We start from the raw sequence: 15,155 nt of genomic DNA, 5'->3' as shown, positions 1-15,155 counted from the left end.
GGGGGCGCCATGCGCATCGCCATCTACCAGGGCCCGCCGGGCGCCCCCGGCAAGGCTGCCGTCCTCGACCTCTTGGAACGCCGCATGGCCGAGGCGGCGGCGGCCGGCGCCCGCCTGCTGGTCGCGCCCGAGATGATCGTCGGCGGTTACAACATCGGCCCCGCCGGCGTCGCCGCCGCGGCCGAGACGGCGGACGGCCCCGCCGCCGCCCGCCTTGCCGCCGCCGCCCGCGAACACCGGATCGCCGTCGCCTATGGTTACGCCGAGCGCGACCCCGCGACCGGCGCCGTCTATAACGCGGCGCAAGCGATCGACAGCGGCGGCACCCGGCTGGTCAGCCACCGCAAATGCCATCTGTTCGGGGATCTCGACCGCGCCGCCTTCGCCCCCGGCGAGGATCTCGCCCCGATCTTCGAGATCGAGGGGCTGCGCTGCGGCATCCTCATCTGCTACGACGTCGAATTCCCGGAAGCGGTGCGCAGCTATGCCTTGCAGGGCGTCGACCTGGTGCTGGTGCCGACCGCCCTGATGCTGCCCTTCGACTTCATCCCGGAAAAGATGGTGCCGACCCGCGCCTTCGAGAATCAGGTCTTCATCGCCTATGCCAACCGCATCGGCACCGAGGGCGACCTCACCTATGCCGGCCTCTCGGTCGTGGCGGCGCCGGACGGGGTCGACCGCGCCCGCGCCGGCCGGGGCGAAGAATTGCTGCTGGCCGATATCGATCCCGGCGCGGCGGCGGCGGCCCGGGCCGCCAACCCCTATCTGGCCGACCGCCGGCCCCGGCTCTACCGATGACCGCCGCCCACGCCCCCGCGGCGCGGGATATCGCGCCGGTGACCATGTTCGGGCCGGATTTTCCCTTCGCCTATGACGATTTCCTGAAGCATCCGGCCGGCCTCGGCCGGGTGCCGGAAGCGGCGCGGGGCAGCCGGGTCGCCATCGTCGGCGGGGGCATTTCGGGCATCGTCGCCGCCTATGAACTGATGAAGCTGGGCCTTCGCCCCGTGATCTACGAGGCGGACCGGATCGGCGGGCGGCTGCGCTCCGAAGCCTTCGCCGGGGGCGACGGCACCTTCGCCGAACTGGGCGCCATGCGCTTCCCGCCCTCGTCGCGCGCCCTGTTCCATTACCTCGAAGCCATGGGGCTGAAGACCGCGCCCTTCCCCAACCCGCTGTCGCCCGCAAGCCCGTCGACCGTGATCGAACTGGGCGGCGAGCGCCACTATGCGACGACACTGGCCGACCTGCCGCCCATCTTCGCCGAAGTGGCGGCGGCCTGGCGCCGCGCGCTGGACGACGGCGCCGATTTCACCGCCATGCAGGCGGCGATCCGCAGCCGCGACGTCGCCCGCATCAAGGCGCTGTGGAACCCCCTGGTTCCCCTCTTCGACGAGGACAGTTTCTACGGCTTCATCTGCCGCTCGGACGCCTTCTCGCGACTGTCGTGGCGGCACCGGGAAATCTTCGGCCAGGTCGGCTTCGGCACCGGCGGCTGGGACACCGACTTCCCGAACTCCATGCTGGAGATCCTACGCGTCATCTACACCAATGCGGACGAGGACCACCAGAGCGTGGTCGGCGGCATCGAGCAATTGCCCCGCCGCCTCTTCGCCCATGCCCCGGCGGAGATCGCCCATTGGCCGCCCGGGACGTCGCTGGCCGGGCTGCACGGCGGCCATCCGCGTTCAGGGGTCGCCCGCATCGCGCGCGGGCGCCACGGCGGCATCGCCATCACCGACCGCTGGGGCAATGCCGACGAATTCGACGCCTGCGTGGTCACCTGCCAGGTCTGGCTGCTGTCGGCGCGCATCGATTGCGAGGAACGGCTGTTCTCCGCCCCCCTGTGGATGGCGATGGAACGGACCCATTACATGCAGGCGTCCAAGACTTTCGTCATGGTCGACCGGCCGTTCTGGAAAGATATCGATCCGGTTACCGGCCGCGACACCCTGAGCATGACTCTGTCCGACCGCCTGACCCGCGGCACCTATCTGATCGACCAGGGCGAGGGCCGGCCGGGCGTGATCTGCCTGTCCTACACCTGGAACGACGATGCCTTGAAATGGCTGTCCCTGCCGGTCGAGGAACGGGTGCGCCTGATGCTGCACAGCCTGGCCCAGATCTACCCGGGCGTCGACATCCGCCGCCACATCGTCGGCCAGCCGATCACGGTGAGCTGGGAACAGGACCCGAATTTCATGGGCGCCTTCAAGGCCAACCTGCCCGGCCACTACCGTTACCAGCGCCGTCTCTTCGCCCATTTCGCCGAACGGCCGGCGGCGCCGGAACAGCAGGGCCTGTTCCTGGCCGGCGACGACATTTCCTGGACCGCCGGCTGGGCCGAGGGTGCGGTCACCACCGCCCTGAACGCGGTCGCCGGCGTCGTCCGCCATTTCAAGGGCGCCGGCTGCCCCGGCAATCCCGATCCGGTCGACGCCTGGGGCACGCTCGCCCCCCTGGCGCTGGCCGATTGACGCGGAGGATATCATGGCCACTGTCGGCGAAAATCTGGTCCGGCTGCTCGAAGCCTATGGCACCGAAGTAATCTTCGGCATTCCCGGGGTTCACAATATCGAGCTTTACCGCGGCCTCGCCGCCTCGCCCATCCGCCATGTCACCCCGCGCCACGAGCAGGGCGCCGGCTTCATGGCCGACGGCTATGCCCGGGTGACCGGGCGGCCGGGGGTCTGCTTCACCATCACCGGCCCGGGCCTGACCAATATCCTGACCGCCATGGGCCAGGCTTACGCCGATTCCGTGCCCATGCTGGTCATCGCCTCGGTCAATGCCACCGCCGAACTGGGCACCGGCGAGGGGCGGCTGCACGAACTGCCGTCGCAGCGCGCCCTGGCCGCCGGCGTAACCGCCTTCGCCCAGACCATCCACCACAAGCGCCAATTGCCGGAAGCCCTGGCCCGGGCCATGGCGGTATTCGCCGGCAGCCGGCCGCGCCCGGTCTATCTGGAAATCCCGGTCGACATCATCGCGGAGGACGGCGCCGGTCTCGATCTCGCGCCCCGGCCGCTGCCGGCCCGGCCCGGCCCTTCCGCCGATGCGATCGGCGAGGCGGCGGCCCTGCTGGACCAGGCGACCCGGCCCCTGATGGTGGTCGGCGGCGGCGCCGTCGGGGCCAGGGCGCCCTTGCGCTGGCTTGCCGAGCATCTCTCGATCCCGGTGATCACCACGATCAACGGCAAGGGCATGCTGCCGCCGGACCACGACCTGCTGGCGGGCGAGAACATGGCCGCCACGCCCCTGCGCGACGAATTGGCGGCGGCCGACGTCGTGCTCGCCGTCGGCACCGAATTCGGCGAGACCGAGCATTATCCGGGCCCGGTCGAGATCGCCATCCCCGGCAGCCTGATCCGCATCGACCTCGACCCGGAGCAATTGATGCGCGGGCCCGTGGCCGCGGTGCCGCTGGTCGCCGACGCCCGGCTGGCGGCGGAAGCGCTGATCGCCCGTCTCGACCACACCATGCCCAGGCTGGGCGGCAAGCCGCGCGCCGCCGCGCTCCGCGCAGCCCTGCTGGCCCAGCTGCCGGACTATGCGCGCCGCCACCGGAAGGCGCTGGCCGCGATCGACGAGGTCCTGCCCGATGCGGTCATCGTCGGCGATTCGACCGAGATGGTCTACGGCGCCAACCAATTCTTCCACCCCCGCGACGTCCGGCGTTTCTTCAACGCCTCGACCGGCTACGGCACCCTCGGCTACGGCCTACCGGCGGGGATCGGGGCGAAGCTGGGCGCCGGATCGGCGCCGGTCGTGGTCCTGGCCGGGGACGGCGGCTTTCTCTTCACCGTCGCCGAACTGGCGGCGGCGGTCGAGGCGGCGGTGCCGGTCGTCGTCCTTCTTTGGAACAACGGCGGCTACGGCGAGATCAGGACCTATATGAAGGCGCGGGGGATCACCCCGGTCGCGGTCGATCTCGTGGTGCCGGATCTTGTTGCGGTCGCCCGGGGTTTCGGCTGTCATGCGGAGGAGGTCGACAGCCCGGCCGCCCTCAAGGCGGCACTGGCGGCGGCCGCGACGCGCCGGGTACCGACCGTGATCGAATGGAAGGCGTGAGAGGATGAAGTTCGACTTCGCCGCCCGGCCCGAGGCGGACCGCACCGCCGCCCTGCGCGCGGCCGAGATGCAGGGCTTTGCCCTGCTCGACGCGATCGGCGCCGAACTGCTTCGCCCCGGCATCGGCGAGAAGGCGCTGGAAGCCGAGATCCGCGATCTTGCCGCCGAACGCTTCGGCGCCACCAAACATTGGCACAAGCGGATCGTGCGCAGCGGGCCCAACACGCTCTGCGTCTACGACGAGAACCCGCCCGACCGGGTGATCGCGGCGGACGACGTCGTCTTCATCGACATCGGCCCGGTCTTCGACGGCTGGGAGGCGGATATCGGGCGCAGCTTCGTCCTCGGCGACGATCCGGCCAAGCACCGCCTGCTCGGCGACATGGCCGAAGCCTTCGAGGACGGCCGCCGTCACTTCCGGGAAAACCCGGGCCTGACCGGGCGCGAATTCTATCGTTACGTCCAGGGACTGGCGGAACGGCGCGATTGGACTTTCGGTGGCACCATCGCCGGCCATATCGTCGGAGAATTCCCGCATAAACATCTACCGGGCGACGCAAAGAGTTTCTATATCAGTCCTGAGAACACGGCGTGTCTCGACGCGCCGGACGCGCTCGGCCAGCGGCAGCATTGGATTCTGGAAATCCATTTCGTCGACCGGCGGCGCAGCTTCGGCGGCTTCATGGAGTCGCTGATCACCCTGGATTGACCGTGCGGAGGGGATACGGCCATGAGCGACAAGGTGACCAAGACCGACGCCGAATGGCGGGAACAATTGACCCCGCTGCAATATGCCGTCACCCGGGAGAAGGCGACCGAGCGTCCCTTCACCGGCGATTACGAGCAGACCTGGGACCCCGGCACCTATGCCTGCGTCGCCTGCGGCCAGGAATTGTTCGATTCGGACACGAAGTTCGACGCCGGCTGCGGCTGGCCCAGCTTCTATGCCCCCGTGACGCGGGAGGCGGTGGCGGCCGAGGCGGACCACAGCCACGGCATGCAGCGGGTGGAAGTGCTGTGCGCGCGCTGCGACTCCCACCTCGGCCATGTCTTCGACGACGGGCCGCGGCCGACCGGCCTGCGCTTCTGCATCAATTCGGCAGCGCTGCGCTTCAAACCGGGTTCGGAAAGAGCCTGAGGGCGAAGGCCCGGCCCTGCTTGCGGATGTCGGGCACGGCGGTGATTTCCCAGAACATCGACTTGGTGGGCGGGCCGAGGGCGAAGATGCGCGGCCGCGCCTTGCCGTCCGCCCCGACCAGTTGCAGCCGGTCGTTGACGTCGAGCCCGAGGCCCAGGGGATCGGGCCGGGCAAGGCCCTGGTCCAGCAGGGTGCGGATCAGGGGCGCGGTCAGGTGGCGATAATCGACGGACGCCCCGGTACAATTGACCACATAGGCGGCGGCCAGCGTGATTTCCGCCCCACCGCCCCGGGGTGCCAGGCGCAGGGCCACGCCGTCCGGCGCCCGGCCCCAGCCGGCGATGCGCCCGGCGGCGATGGTCAGCGTGCCGGCGGCGATCAGCCGCTCGATCCCGGCCGCGACCTGGGGCGCCATGCGGTGACGGTGGATTTCCCACCACGGCCGGACATGGCGCAGGAAGCGCCGCCGCTCGGCCTCGGGCAGGGCGCGCCACAGGCCCTGGGTGTGGGGCCGGATGGCATCGATCACGCTGCGCCAGTCGATCCCCTCCGCCGCCGCGCGGGCGATTTCCCCGCGCACCCGGCGGACATAGGCGGCGATCCGCGGCTCCACCGACTCCGGGGCCAGGAAGGGCGGCCAGCTTCTGGTCTGGTCGTGCACCCGGGACAGGCGGCCCCGGCGGGAAATCGCCGTGATCCGCCCGCGGTGGCCCCGCCGGCCCAGCACGGTGACGACATCGACCGTGGTCAGCCCGGTGCCGAGCACGATCACCGCATCGTCCGGCCCGATGCGGCCAAGGGTGGCATCGTCCCACGGGTCGCCGATCAGGCGGTCGGCCGGCACATCCTCGATCCCGACCGGATGGGGCCAGAGCGGCGGATTATTGCCGGCCGCGACCACCGCGAGGTCGGCGGCGATTTCGGCCCCGCCGGCAAGGCGCAGGAACACCCCATCCCCGGTTTCATCCACGGCCTCGACCGCCTGGGCCAGGCGTTCCACCACCACGCGGGGGTGGGCCGTCGCCTCCGCCTCGGCCAGGGTGGCGGCGAGATAGGCGCCGTAGATCCCGCGCGGCACGAAGGCATGGCCGGAGGGCGGGATCTCCGCCGCCGGCGCCGCCGGCTCGTTCCGCGCCCACAGCCAGCGCAGGAAATGCGACGGGTCGTCCTCGAAAGCGCTCATGTTGGCGGCGCGGACGTTCAGCAGGTGATCGGCATGCACCGTCGAATAGGCAAGGCCGGGCCCGAAGATGCCCGAACGCTCGAACAGCAGGATGGTGGTGCCGCGCGGGGCCCGGCGCAGCAATTCCAGGGTGAGCTGGGCGCCCGTGAAACCCGCCCCGATGATGGCAATCCGCATCCCGCTCTCCCTGTCCCGCGCGTCGCGGGGCGCCCTACGCCGAAATCACATGGTCGGAAATGTTATATAATTCAACAACATGATCCCAAGGCGGCGATGCAGCGTCAAGGCGGGCGGGCGGATAACAGGGCGTTAACCAGACCCCGCTAGGCTGAACCGTCGAGGAGAAAGAAGAGACATGGCGCCCCTGCCCCCGACCCCCGAGGAGCTGGCCCGGCTGGACCGGCGGCGCGAGGCATTGGCCACCGCGCTGTCCGGCATCGTGCGCCATGTCCATGACGGGATTGCGATCATCGACGATGCGGGCCGGATCGCCTCGATCAACGATCACCTGGCCGCCTGCGCCGGTCTCGATGCCGCCGCCGTGGCCGGCCGCCCGGCCGACAGCCTGCTCGGCTGGACGGCTGAGGAGGCCCGCACCACCCGCCTTCTCGCCACCGGGATCCCCCTGATCACCGAGGCCGGGCGCCAGCCCTGCGAGGCCGTGATCCTGCCGGTCGAACGCGACGACGGCAGATATACCCGCATCGTCATCCTGCATGTGAGCGCAAGCCCCAAGGCGCCGGTGATCCTGAACGATTTCGAGCGCCGCGTGCTCACCGCCCTGCGCCCGGGCGGCGGCCGCGTCGCGACCGGCGGCGTGTCGGGCCAGATCGAAGTGGTGATGGTCGAGGCGGTGAAGCAGCGCCTGGGCCCGCGCTGGCGGTTCTTGTCGGAAAAGGTGATGACCATCGCCTCGACCATGATCGGCCAGCGCCTGCGCCAGGGCGAAAGCTATGCCCGCATCGCCGACACCAGCTTCGTCATTGCCTTCGGCAACGCCAACCTGGAAGAGGCAGCGGCCCGCGCCCGGGCGATCGCCACCGATATTCTCCAGCACCTTCTGGGCGATGCGGAAACCGCCAATAGCTTCATGGTCAAGGGCTCGGCCGAGCCGCTGCCGGAAGCGCCGGCGAACCCGCCGCCCGCCGGCCTCGAAGCCCGCATCGCCACCAGCCGGGCCGGCTATGAAAGCCGGCTCGCCATGGCGATCGACGAGTTCCTGCGCAACGGCCGGGTGGCGCTGCGTCCGGCGATGCGCCGGGGCGGGGCGCCGTCGGGCCTGATGCTGGTCGACCTGGATGGCCCTTCGCGCGAGGCGCAGGGCGCGCTGCGCCGGGCCGGGGTGTTTCCCCGCACCCATCCGGAAACCGGCCTGCTGCCGCTCGCCCTCGGGATCGAGCAGGTCTACCGCGCCCTCGACGGCGCCGAGGCGACCCCCCTGTTCCTGGTCCCCGTGCCCTGGCCCCTGCTGGACGAAAAGCCGGGCATGGAGCAATTCCTGGCCCTGGCCCGGCCCCTGCCGCCGGCGGCGCGGCGCCAGTTGATCCTGACCATCACCGAATTGCCGAAGGATACGCCGCGCCAGCGCCTGACCGATATCGCCCTGCGCCTGGCGCCCTTCTGCCGGCGCGTCGGCATCGCCCTCGAAGGGATCGACGACAGCATGATCGCCTATGAGGATTATCGCCCGACCGCCGTCCTGCTGCGCTGGACGCCGGACCTCGCCGCCGCCCTTCAGCGCGAGCCGGACCGCCTGCGCAAGCTGGTCGCCCGCGCCCACCAGCACCATTGCCTGGTCCTGGTCCAGGGCCAGACGGCACCCGAGGACCGGGCCCTGCTGGACGACGCCCCGGCCGTCGACCTCGTCATCGACTGATCCCCTCCGCGTTCCCGAGGAATCCCGCCATGCGCCTGATCGCCGCCGCCCTGCTGCTGACCGCCCTGCCCGCCCTGGCCGCGCCCGGCGGCAACGGGCCCGAGGGGCGCTATGTCATCGATGTCGAGGGCACCTATCAGGCCCTGGTCGCCGCCGACGCGGCAAAGCCCGACAGCCGCGCCACCCTCGAGCAGCAGAAGGGCGTGATGATCCTGGTGTTCAGGGACGATACCCTGTCCTTCGTCACCGGGCCCGGGCTCGGCAACAGCACGCGCGGCACCTGTCACTGGACATTGACCGGCGACGCGCTCGCCTTCGACCGCTGCCGCGCGGCCGGCGGCGGCGCCTTCACCGTCGACGGCATCGTGCTCTACGATGCCGCGACCGGCGCCGTGACCGTGCAGGGCAACACCCCGGTCCCCATGCGTTACATCACGGAGTAACCGGGAACGGCCCTCAGCCGAGGGCCGCCAGCCGTTCCGCGATCTGCGGGCCGATGTCGGTCATGACCTGCGGGTCCATCATCTCGTGATGGTGGCAGTCGACCGGCAGGACCACGGTTTCGGTCAGATAGGCGTTCCAGGCTTCCGGCTGGTGGTGGATGATCTCGTCCATCGCCTCGCCCTTGCCGCGGGTGGCGCGGAACAGCAGCGCCGACTGCGCCGCCGCCTGGGGCACGAAATCCCGGGCGATCTTCAGGTTGTTGGCGATCGCGGCGCGCATATTGTCGAACAGCGCCGGATTCTTCTGCCCCATGCTCTGCACCAGCGGGATCGAATAGACGTCGTACTGGTCGCAGACCAGATCGGCCAGGGCTTCCAGCGTCTCGGGCGGGTTGTCGATGTCGTGGCCGACATAGGAGAGGGCGGCGCGCACATCCTCCGCCTCGGTGCGGATCTTGCCCTGGACGTAAGGATAGCTGTCCAGCATGCAGAGGAAGGCGACGGTCTCGCCCTCGGCCTGGAGCAGGCGGGTGATTTCCTGGGCCACCAGCCCGCCGAACGACCAGCCGAGCAGGTGATAGGGCCCCTGCGGCCGGATCGCCCGGATCGCGGCCAGATAGGACCGGGCCATGGCCGGAATGCCGTCGAACAGCGGCGCCGGGCTGGACAGGCCGGGGACCTGCAGCACATGCACCGGCCGGTCCTTCACATGGCGCAGCAAGGTCGCATAGCTCCAGCCGAGGCCGACCACCGGGTGGATGCAGAACAGCGGCGCGAGATGGCCCGCCGCCTGCAAGGTCAGCACCGGCTTGAACGGATCGTGGTCGGCGGCCTTTTCGATCTCTTCCGCGAGGCCAGCGATGGTCGGCTTGGTGAAGACGGCGCCGAGCGGAATCTCGACCGCGAAACGCGCCTGCAAGGTCGAGATCATGCGCGCGGCCGCGATCGAATCGCCGCCGAGATCGAAGAGATTGTCGTAGACCCCGACCTTCTCCAGGCCGAAGATCTCGGCCCACAGGCTGGCGAGCATTTCCTCGGTCGGGGTGCGGGGCGCGGTGTAACCGCTGCGATCCTGCCATTCCGGCGCCGGCAGGGCGGCGCGGTCGATCTTGCCGTTCACGTTGAGCGGCAGGGCATCCAGGGTCACGAAGGCGCCGGGGATCATGTAGTCCGGCAGGCGTTCCGCCAGCAGGCGGCGCAGTTCCGCCTGTTCCGGCACCCGGCCGACCAGATAGCCGACCAGCATCCTGCCCTTGCCCGCCTCCTCGCGCAGCACCACCACCGCGCGCTCGATGCCCGGCACGGCCAGCAGGGCCGCCTCGACCTCGCCCGCCTCGACGCGGAAGCCGCGGATCTTGATCTGGAAGTCGCTGCGCCCGAGATATTCGAGCACGCCGTCCTCGCGCCAGCGGGCGATGTCGCCGGTCTGGTAGATCCGCCCCGCGCCGTAAGGATTGGCGATGAAGCGTTCCGCCGTCAGTTCCGGCCGGCCGAGGTAACCGTCGGCGATGCCGAGGCCGCCGATGTAGAGATCGCCCGGCACACCCACCGGCACGCGCTGGAGCGACTTGTCGAGGACGTGAACCGTGGTGTTCCAGACCGGGCGGCCGATCGGCGGATTGTCGAGATCGTCGCCGTCGAGCGCCGTGGCGGTCGACCAGATCGTGGTCTCGGTCGGGCCGTAGAGGTTGACGACCTTGTGGCCGAGCCGGCGCATCTGCCGGGCCAGGGCGCCCGGCAGCGCCTCGCCGCCGACCAGGGGCTTCAGGCCCTTCAGGGCGTCCAGGTGATCGGCCAGCAGGGCCTGCCACAGCGACGGCGTCGCCTGCATCACCGTGGCGCCCTGGTTGCGGATGGCCAGGGCGAGGGCACGGGGATCGCGCACCACGTCGCGCGGGGTGATCACCACCGAGGCGCCGGTCGCCAGCGGCATGAACAATTCCAGGGCGGCGATGTCGAAGGCGATGGTGGTCACCGCCATCAGCCGGTCCGCCGGGGTCAGGCCGGTGAAATCGGCGAAGGTCAGCAGGCAGTTGGTCAGCGCGCGGTGCGAGATGACCACGCCCTTGGGCCGCCCGGTCGAGCCCGAGGTGAAGATGACATAGGCGGTATCGCCGGCCCCGAGATCGGCGCGCGCGGGCGCCGTCGCCGGCTGCGCCGCGGTCGGGACCTTGTCGAGAAGGAACAGACGCTGTCCCGCGGCCGGAAGGATGGGGGTCAGTTCGCTGATGGTCAGGACCAGGGCGGGCGCCCCGTCCTCGAGGGTCATGGCGAGCCGGGCCGCCGGCGCGCCGATGTCGAGGGGCAGATAGGCGCCGCCCGCCTTGTGCACGGCAAGAAGGGCGACCGGCAGCATCTCGTCGCGCGGCAGGGCGACGGCGACGAGCCGGCCCGGCCCCACGCCCTCCGCCTTCAGGGCATGCGCCAGGCGGTTGGCCGCGGCATCGAGATCGGCATAGCTGAGGGTGTAATCGCCCGAGATCACGGCGGGCGCCGCCGGGGCCGCCTGCACCCGGGCCTCGAACAGGTCGATCCAGGGGGCGTCCGGCACGTCATGCGCGGTGGCGTTCCACGGGCCCTCGATCAGGGCGCGTTCGGCGGGATCGAGAATGTCGACCGCGGCGATCGGCCGGTCCGGGTCCGCGACCACCGCCTCGACCAGGCGGTTGAGGCGGGCGAGATGGGTTTCCAGTTCCTCGGGCGTGTAGAGGCCGGGGTTGGCGTCGATGTCGATGCGCAGGCCGTTGCCGTCGTTGCGGTCGTAGATGAAGATGGTGATGTCTTCGATCGAGCCGTTGCACAGGTTATGCGGCGTCGAGGCCAGGGTGCCGAAGCGCAGGTCGTAGTGGAACGGCTCGATATTGATCGCGGTCCAGGAGATCTGCTGGTTGTTGCTGGTCAGGCCCAGGTCGCGGCGGACGTCCTCGAAACGATACTGCTGGTGGCGGAGCGCGTGCAGCACGGTCTTCGAGACCTGCTGCACCAATTCGTTCAGGGTCTGGGCCTGCGACATGGCGAGGCGGATGGTTACGGCATTGGCCATCAGCCCCGGGATCCGGCGCAGCAGGGCATTGGTGCGCGCCGTCACCGGCATGCCCATGACCAGGTCCTCGGACCCGGTCGCCCGGTAGATATAGGCGGCGAGCAGGGAGATCAGGGTCTGCGGCAGGCTGATCGAGCGTTCGCGCGCAAGCTCGTGCAGGCGGGCGGTCAGTTCGGCCGAGATGTAACCGGTGGCGCGGCGCAGGCCGCCGGTCGCCTGGCCGCGGCGGCGCGACAGGGTGATCGGCTCCGGCAGGCCCGCCAGGTGTTCGGTCCAATACTGGCGGTCGCGCTGATAGCGGGGCGAGGCGCGGTAGTTGGCTTCATGCTCGTTGATCGCGGCGAAGGCGCCGAAGTCGCAGGGCGACGGCTCGCGGTCCTCGACCAGGGCGGAATAAAGCTCGGCGATGCGCCGCGCGATCAGGCCGCCGCTGAAGCCGTCGAGCACGATGTGATGGCAGCGGTGCATCCAGAAATATTTTTCCGGGCCGGCCTTCACCAGGGCGACCATCCACAGCGGATCGCGGGCGAGATCGACCGGGCGGGTGAGTTCGGCCATCATCCAGTCGAAGGCCGCCGTCCGCGGATCGGCGGCGGCGGAGACATCGACGAAGGGCAGGTCGCGGTCGAAGGTGGCGGCGATCGCCTGCCAGGGCATGCCGTCCTTCTCGACGATCGAGACGCGGGCGGTCTCGGCCTCGGCGGCCAGTTGGTACATGGCCTGCATGAACAGGCCCTCGTCGACCGCACCGTGGATTTCCAGGCATTCGGCGATATTCACCACCGCATCCGGCGGCGCGATCTTATGGGCGATCCAGAGGCCGCGCTGCGCGATCGACAGGGGAATCAGCCGCAGCGCCGCCTCGGCTTCCATCTGGCTGTCAAATCGCTCGATCGTGTTCATCGCCTGAACTCCCATGCCCGACTCGATCCATGCCCGAATTTGATCCCGCAGCCGCGTAGGCGCCCGACCCGGACACACCTGCCCCGGACACACCTGCCTTGCGGCAGATGGCCCCTGCCCGTCGATGCCGCGGCCGTTCACCGCTCCTGCATCACCGGACTATGAAGACTTCCCAACCGCAGGAATAAACAGATGTATCCAAAATAGTGTTAATAAGGCCGCTGTTTTCGCGCCGCATTCTGCCCTTGGAACCCGCTCCAATGGTGACTCAATAATGCTGCATTGCAACAGTCGAGATTCGGAAAAAGCCCCGGCTTCAGGCGGAAATTCCCGATTTTTTTGCACATTCTGTCGTCGGTGGTGCCGCTTTGAGCAGGTGCAGCACCGGGTTGTCGCCGGGGTGCGGCAGCGAACAGCATTGTCAGTTGACGAGGTACTCGGTAAAACCCTCTTTGGTTTTTTATGCGCCTAAAACAGATCAAAATGGATCCATTTCGGTGTTATTTGTCCGGCCCGCCTGGCCTATGGTGGCCGCGACCTGCAACCGATGCGGATTGATGTCCGGGACCTTCGCCATGCCACGCGACCTGCCAGCACCACCATCGAGAGAACGCGGCGCCGCGGCGCTTCTCTTTGCCGTGACGCTGCCCCTTCTGATCATGATGATCGCGTTCGTGGTCGATTTCGGCTACGGCTACTACTCGAAGCAGCGCCTCCAGGATGCGCTCGACCTGGCCGCCATCGCCGCGGCCCGCGAGCTGGACGGCGCGGCCGAGGAGCGCGGCGCCGCCCGCGCCGCCGCCTATGCGGTCATGGAAAAGAACGGCTTTTCCGCCACCGACATCGCGACCCTGAAGTTCGGCTCCTACAGCCGCGGCCGGCCGATCGGCAGCCGGTTCCACCCGGAAGCCAGCCAGAGCCGGTCGCCGAACGCGGTCGAACTGGTGGGGGCGGCGGAATCGCCGCGCTTCTTCTCGCGCGTTCTCGCGGCCGACAATCTGGGCGTCGCCGCGACCTCGGTCGCCATGACCACCGGGCGCTATGCCACGGTGAAGATCGGCAGCGGCCTCGCCAAGCTGAGCGGCGGGTTGCTCAACGCCCTGCTCGGCGCCCTGCTCGGCGGCAACGTCAATCTCTCGGTCCTCGACTACAACGGCCTGCTCGGCGCCAATGTCGAGCTTCTGTCCTTTCTCGACGAATATGCGATCCGGGTCGGGCTCAGTGCCGGCGACTACGACGGGCTGCTCAGCGCCGATGTCTCCGTGCTCGGCGTGCTCGGCGTCATTGCCGATGTCGCCCATAATGCCGCCAACGGCGACCCCAAGGCGCTCGGGCTCGGCCTCGGGCTCGGCGACGCCTTCCCGGGCCTCAGCAAGCTGATGCTGCTGAACATCAAGGACGTGAACATCAAGCTGGGCGACCTGCTCGGCGTCGGCATCGGCGCCGTCGACAGCGGCCTTGCCATTCCGGTCAATCTGTTCGATCTCGTCACCGCCTCGATCCTCGTCGCCTCGACCGGCTCGAACGCCACCGGCCAGCACCCGATCTCCGTCTCGCTCGGCACTTTCCTCGGCGCCTCCCTCGATGTTTCCGTGGTGGAAATGCCGCAGCCGCCCACCGGGTACCGGGTAATTTCGGAGGAAGATATCCGCAACGGCGACAATATCCTGCGCACGGCCCAGATCCGCCTGCTGCTGCGCGTCGATTGGCAGGGCCCCCTTACCGGCATTCTTTACGTCGTGAACGGCCTGCTGGACATTCTTCAGGTCCTCGGCCTCGATGCCGACCTGTTGCCGACCTACGGTCCCCACGCCAACGACAACCTGAGCATCGGGGTCGCCGTCGCGCCCGCGCAGGTGCGGGTCAACGCGCTCGGCTGCGAGCCCGAGAACACGGCGGACCGCTATGTCTCGATGGCCATCGACACCGGTCTCGCCTCGGCCCATGTCGGCCAGATCGACCGCGACGACTTCCTGTCGAACAATGCGGCAGCCCATGCCGACCCGTTCCGGGTGCTCGGCCTTTCCTACAATCTCTGGGGTCTGATCAATCCGCCGCTGGATATCCTGACGGTCGATCTCGGGGTAAACCTGCCGATCGCGGCACCCACCGCCCATGTCGACCTGAAAGGCGAGGCCCTGCTGGATGCGGCCAAGTTCCCCGATATCGCCGCCCTTTTCGACCAGGCAGGCCATCGGCCCGACAATGAGGATTTCCCGAGCGGGGTCAGCGTCGGCACGACCCAGATCATCACCACCCTCGGCAAGAATCTCCGCACCGCGCTCGGGCTTCAGCTCGGCGGGTTTCTTGGAACCTATTTACTGCAACCCCTGATCGATGCCGTGACCTATATCGTCGGCGACTTCCTGATCGGCATGGTCCTCGGCCCGCTGCTCGACCTGATCGTCGACCTGCTGCTGAAAGTGCTCGGCATTCAGGTCGGCACGGCGGATGTGGCAGTGTCGATCTCGTATGCGGCAGCCCGCGGCTGGTGATCC

At 69.1% G+C, this 15,155-nt stretch carries 10 protein-coding genes; 8 read left to right on the top strand and 2 right to left on the bottom strand.

Going from position 1 to position 15,155, the window contains the following annotated elements; genetic code table 11:
* Positions 1-9 precede the first annotated feature (9 nt).
* The 5 genes from DKG75_RS11995 to msrB are packed head-to-tail and all read left to right on the top strand — an operon-like array spanning position 10 to position 5,209.
* Positions 10-798, top strand: a complete 789-nt coding sequence (locus DKG75_RS11995) for a carbon-nitrogen hydrolase family protein (RefSeq protein ID WP_109921356.1) — start codon at positions 10-12, stop codon at positions 796-798.
* Positions 795-2,477: a flavin monoamine oxidase family protein gene (locus DKG75_RS11990; protein ID WP_109921355.1), complete on the top strand. Its 1,683-nt coding sequence runs from the start codon at positions 795-797 to the stop codon at positions 2,475-2,477. Before DKG75_RS11995 ends, DKG75_RS11990 begins: the two co-directional genes overlap by 4 nt.
* Before the next feature lie 13 nt (positions 2,478-2,490).
* Positions 2,491-4,071, top strand: coding sequence for a 5-guanidino-2-oxopentanoate decarboxylase (locus DKG75_RS11985; RefSeq protein WP_109921354.1), 1,581 nt, complete (start codon positions 2,491-2,493; stop codon positions 4,069-4,071).
* Between the two features lie 4 nt (positions 4,072-4,075).
* The gene (locus tag DKG75_RS11980; protein WP_109921353.1) at positions 4,076-4,780 is read left to right on the top strand and encodes a M24 family metallopeptidase; all 705 of its coding nucleotides are present in this window, start codon (positions 4,076-4,078) and stop codon (positions 4,778-4,780) included.
* A gap of 21 nt (positions 4,781-4,801) precedes the next feature.
* Positions 4,802-5,209 carry a peptide-methionine (R)-S-oxide reductase MsrB gene (gene msrB / locus DKG75_RS11975; protein WP_109921352.1) on the top strand — a complete coding sequence of 136 codons (408 nt, stop codon included), beginning with the start codon at positions 4,802-4,804 and terminating at the stop codon, positions 5,207-5,209.
* On the opposite strand, the gene DKG75_RS11970 is transcribed toward msrB, so the two are convergent.
* Positions 5,184-6,569 (bottom strand): FAD/NAD(P)-binding protein, encoded by a 1,386-nt coding sequence (locus DKG75_RS11970; protein WP_109921351.1) that lies wholly within the window; start codon positions 6,567-6,569, stop codon positions 5,184-5,186. The two genes, msrB and DKG75_RS11970, sit on opposite strands and share 26 nt — an antisense overlap.
* Before the next feature lie 178 nt (positions 6,570-6,747).
* Between DKG75_RS11970 and DKG75_RS11965 the strand changes: the two genes are divergently transcribed.
* A complete protein-coding gene (locus tag DKG75_RS11965; RefSeq protein ID WP_109921350.1) occupies positions 6,748-8,268 on the top strand; it encodes a transcriptional regulator in 1,521 nt (506 codons plus the stop codon).
* 29 nt (positions 8,269-8,297) lie between these two features.
* Complete coding sequence (locus tag DKG75_RS11960; RefSeq protein ID WP_109921349.1) at positions 8,298-8,711, top strand: hypothetical protein; 414 nt, start codon at positions 8,298-8,300, stop codon at positions 8,709-8,711.
* Positions 8,712-8,724: 13 nt separating this feature from the next.
* Here the strand turns inward: DKG75_RS11960 and DKG75_RS11955 are convergent, their stop codons facing one another.
* Positions 8,725-12,657: a non-ribosomal peptide synthetase gene (locus tag DKG75_RS11955; RefSeq protein WP_166646528.1), complete on the bottom strand. Its 3,933-nt coding sequence runs from the start codon at positions 12,655-12,657 to the stop codon at positions 8,725-8,727.
* Between the two features lie 557 nt (positions 12,658-13,214).
* Here DKG75_RS11955 and DKG75_RS11950 point away from each other — a divergent pair.
* Positions 13,215-15,152: a pilus assembly protein TadG-related protein gene (locus tag DKG75_RS11950; protein ID WP_166646529.1), complete on the top strand. Its 1,938-nt coding sequence runs from the start codon at positions 13,215-13,217 to the stop codon at positions 15,150-15,152.
* Positions 15,153-15,155 lie beyond the last annotated feature (3 nt).

It is taken from the genome of Zavarzinia compransoris, from assembly GCF_003173055.1.
GTDB classification, from domain to species: Bacteria; Pseudomonadota; Alphaproteobacteria; order Zavarziniales; family Zavarziniaceae; genus Zavarzinia; species Zavarzinia compransoris.
The sequence above is the reverse complement of the archived record's forward strand: the minus strand, read 5'-3'. Positions and strand labels throughout refer to the sequence as shown.

Excerpts from the sequence above, each read along its gene's own strand:
- DKG75_RS11995 (WP_109921356.1), top strand. The coding sequence starts at position 10 with ATGCGCATCGCCATCTACCAGGGCCCGCCGGGCGCCCCCGGCAAGGCT.
- DKG75_RS11990 (WP_109921355.1), top strand. The coding sequence starts at position 795 with ATGACCGCCGCCCACGCCCCCGCGGCGCGGGATATCGCGCCGGTGACC.
- DKG75_RS11985 (WP_109921354.1), top strand. The coding sequence starts at position 2,491 with ATGGCCACTGTCGGCGAAAATCTGGTCCGGCTGCTCGAAGCCTATGGC.
- DKG75_RS11980 (WP_109921353.1), top strand. The coding sequence starts at position 4,076 with ATGAAGTTCGACTTCGCCGCCCGGCCCGAGGCGGACCGCACCGCCGCC.
- msrB (WP_109921352.1), top strand. The coding sequence starts at position 4,802 with ATGAGCGACAAGGTGACCAAGACCGACGCCGAATGGCGGGAACAATTG.
- DKG75_RS11970 (WP_109921351.1), bottom strand. The coding sequence starts at position 6,569 with ATGCGGATTGCCATCATCGGGGCGGGTTTCACGGGCGCCCAGCTCACC.
- DKG75_RS11965 (WP_109921350.1), top strand. The coding sequence starts at position 6,748 with ATGGCGCCCCTGCCCCCGACCCCCGAGGAGCTGGCCCGGCTGGACCGG.
- DKG75_RS11960 (WP_109921349.1), top strand. The coding sequence starts at position 8,298 with ATGCGCCTGATCGCCGCCGCCCTGCTGCTGACCGCCCTGCCCGCCCTG.
- DKG75_RS11955 (WP_166646528.1), bottom strand. The coding sequence starts at position 12,657 with ATGAACACGATCGAGCGATTTGACAGCCAGATGGAAGCCGAGGCGGCG.
- DKG75_RS11950 (WP_166646529.1), top strand. The coding sequence starts at position 13,215 with ATGTCCGGGACCTTCGCCATGCCACGCGACCTGCCAGCACCACCATCG.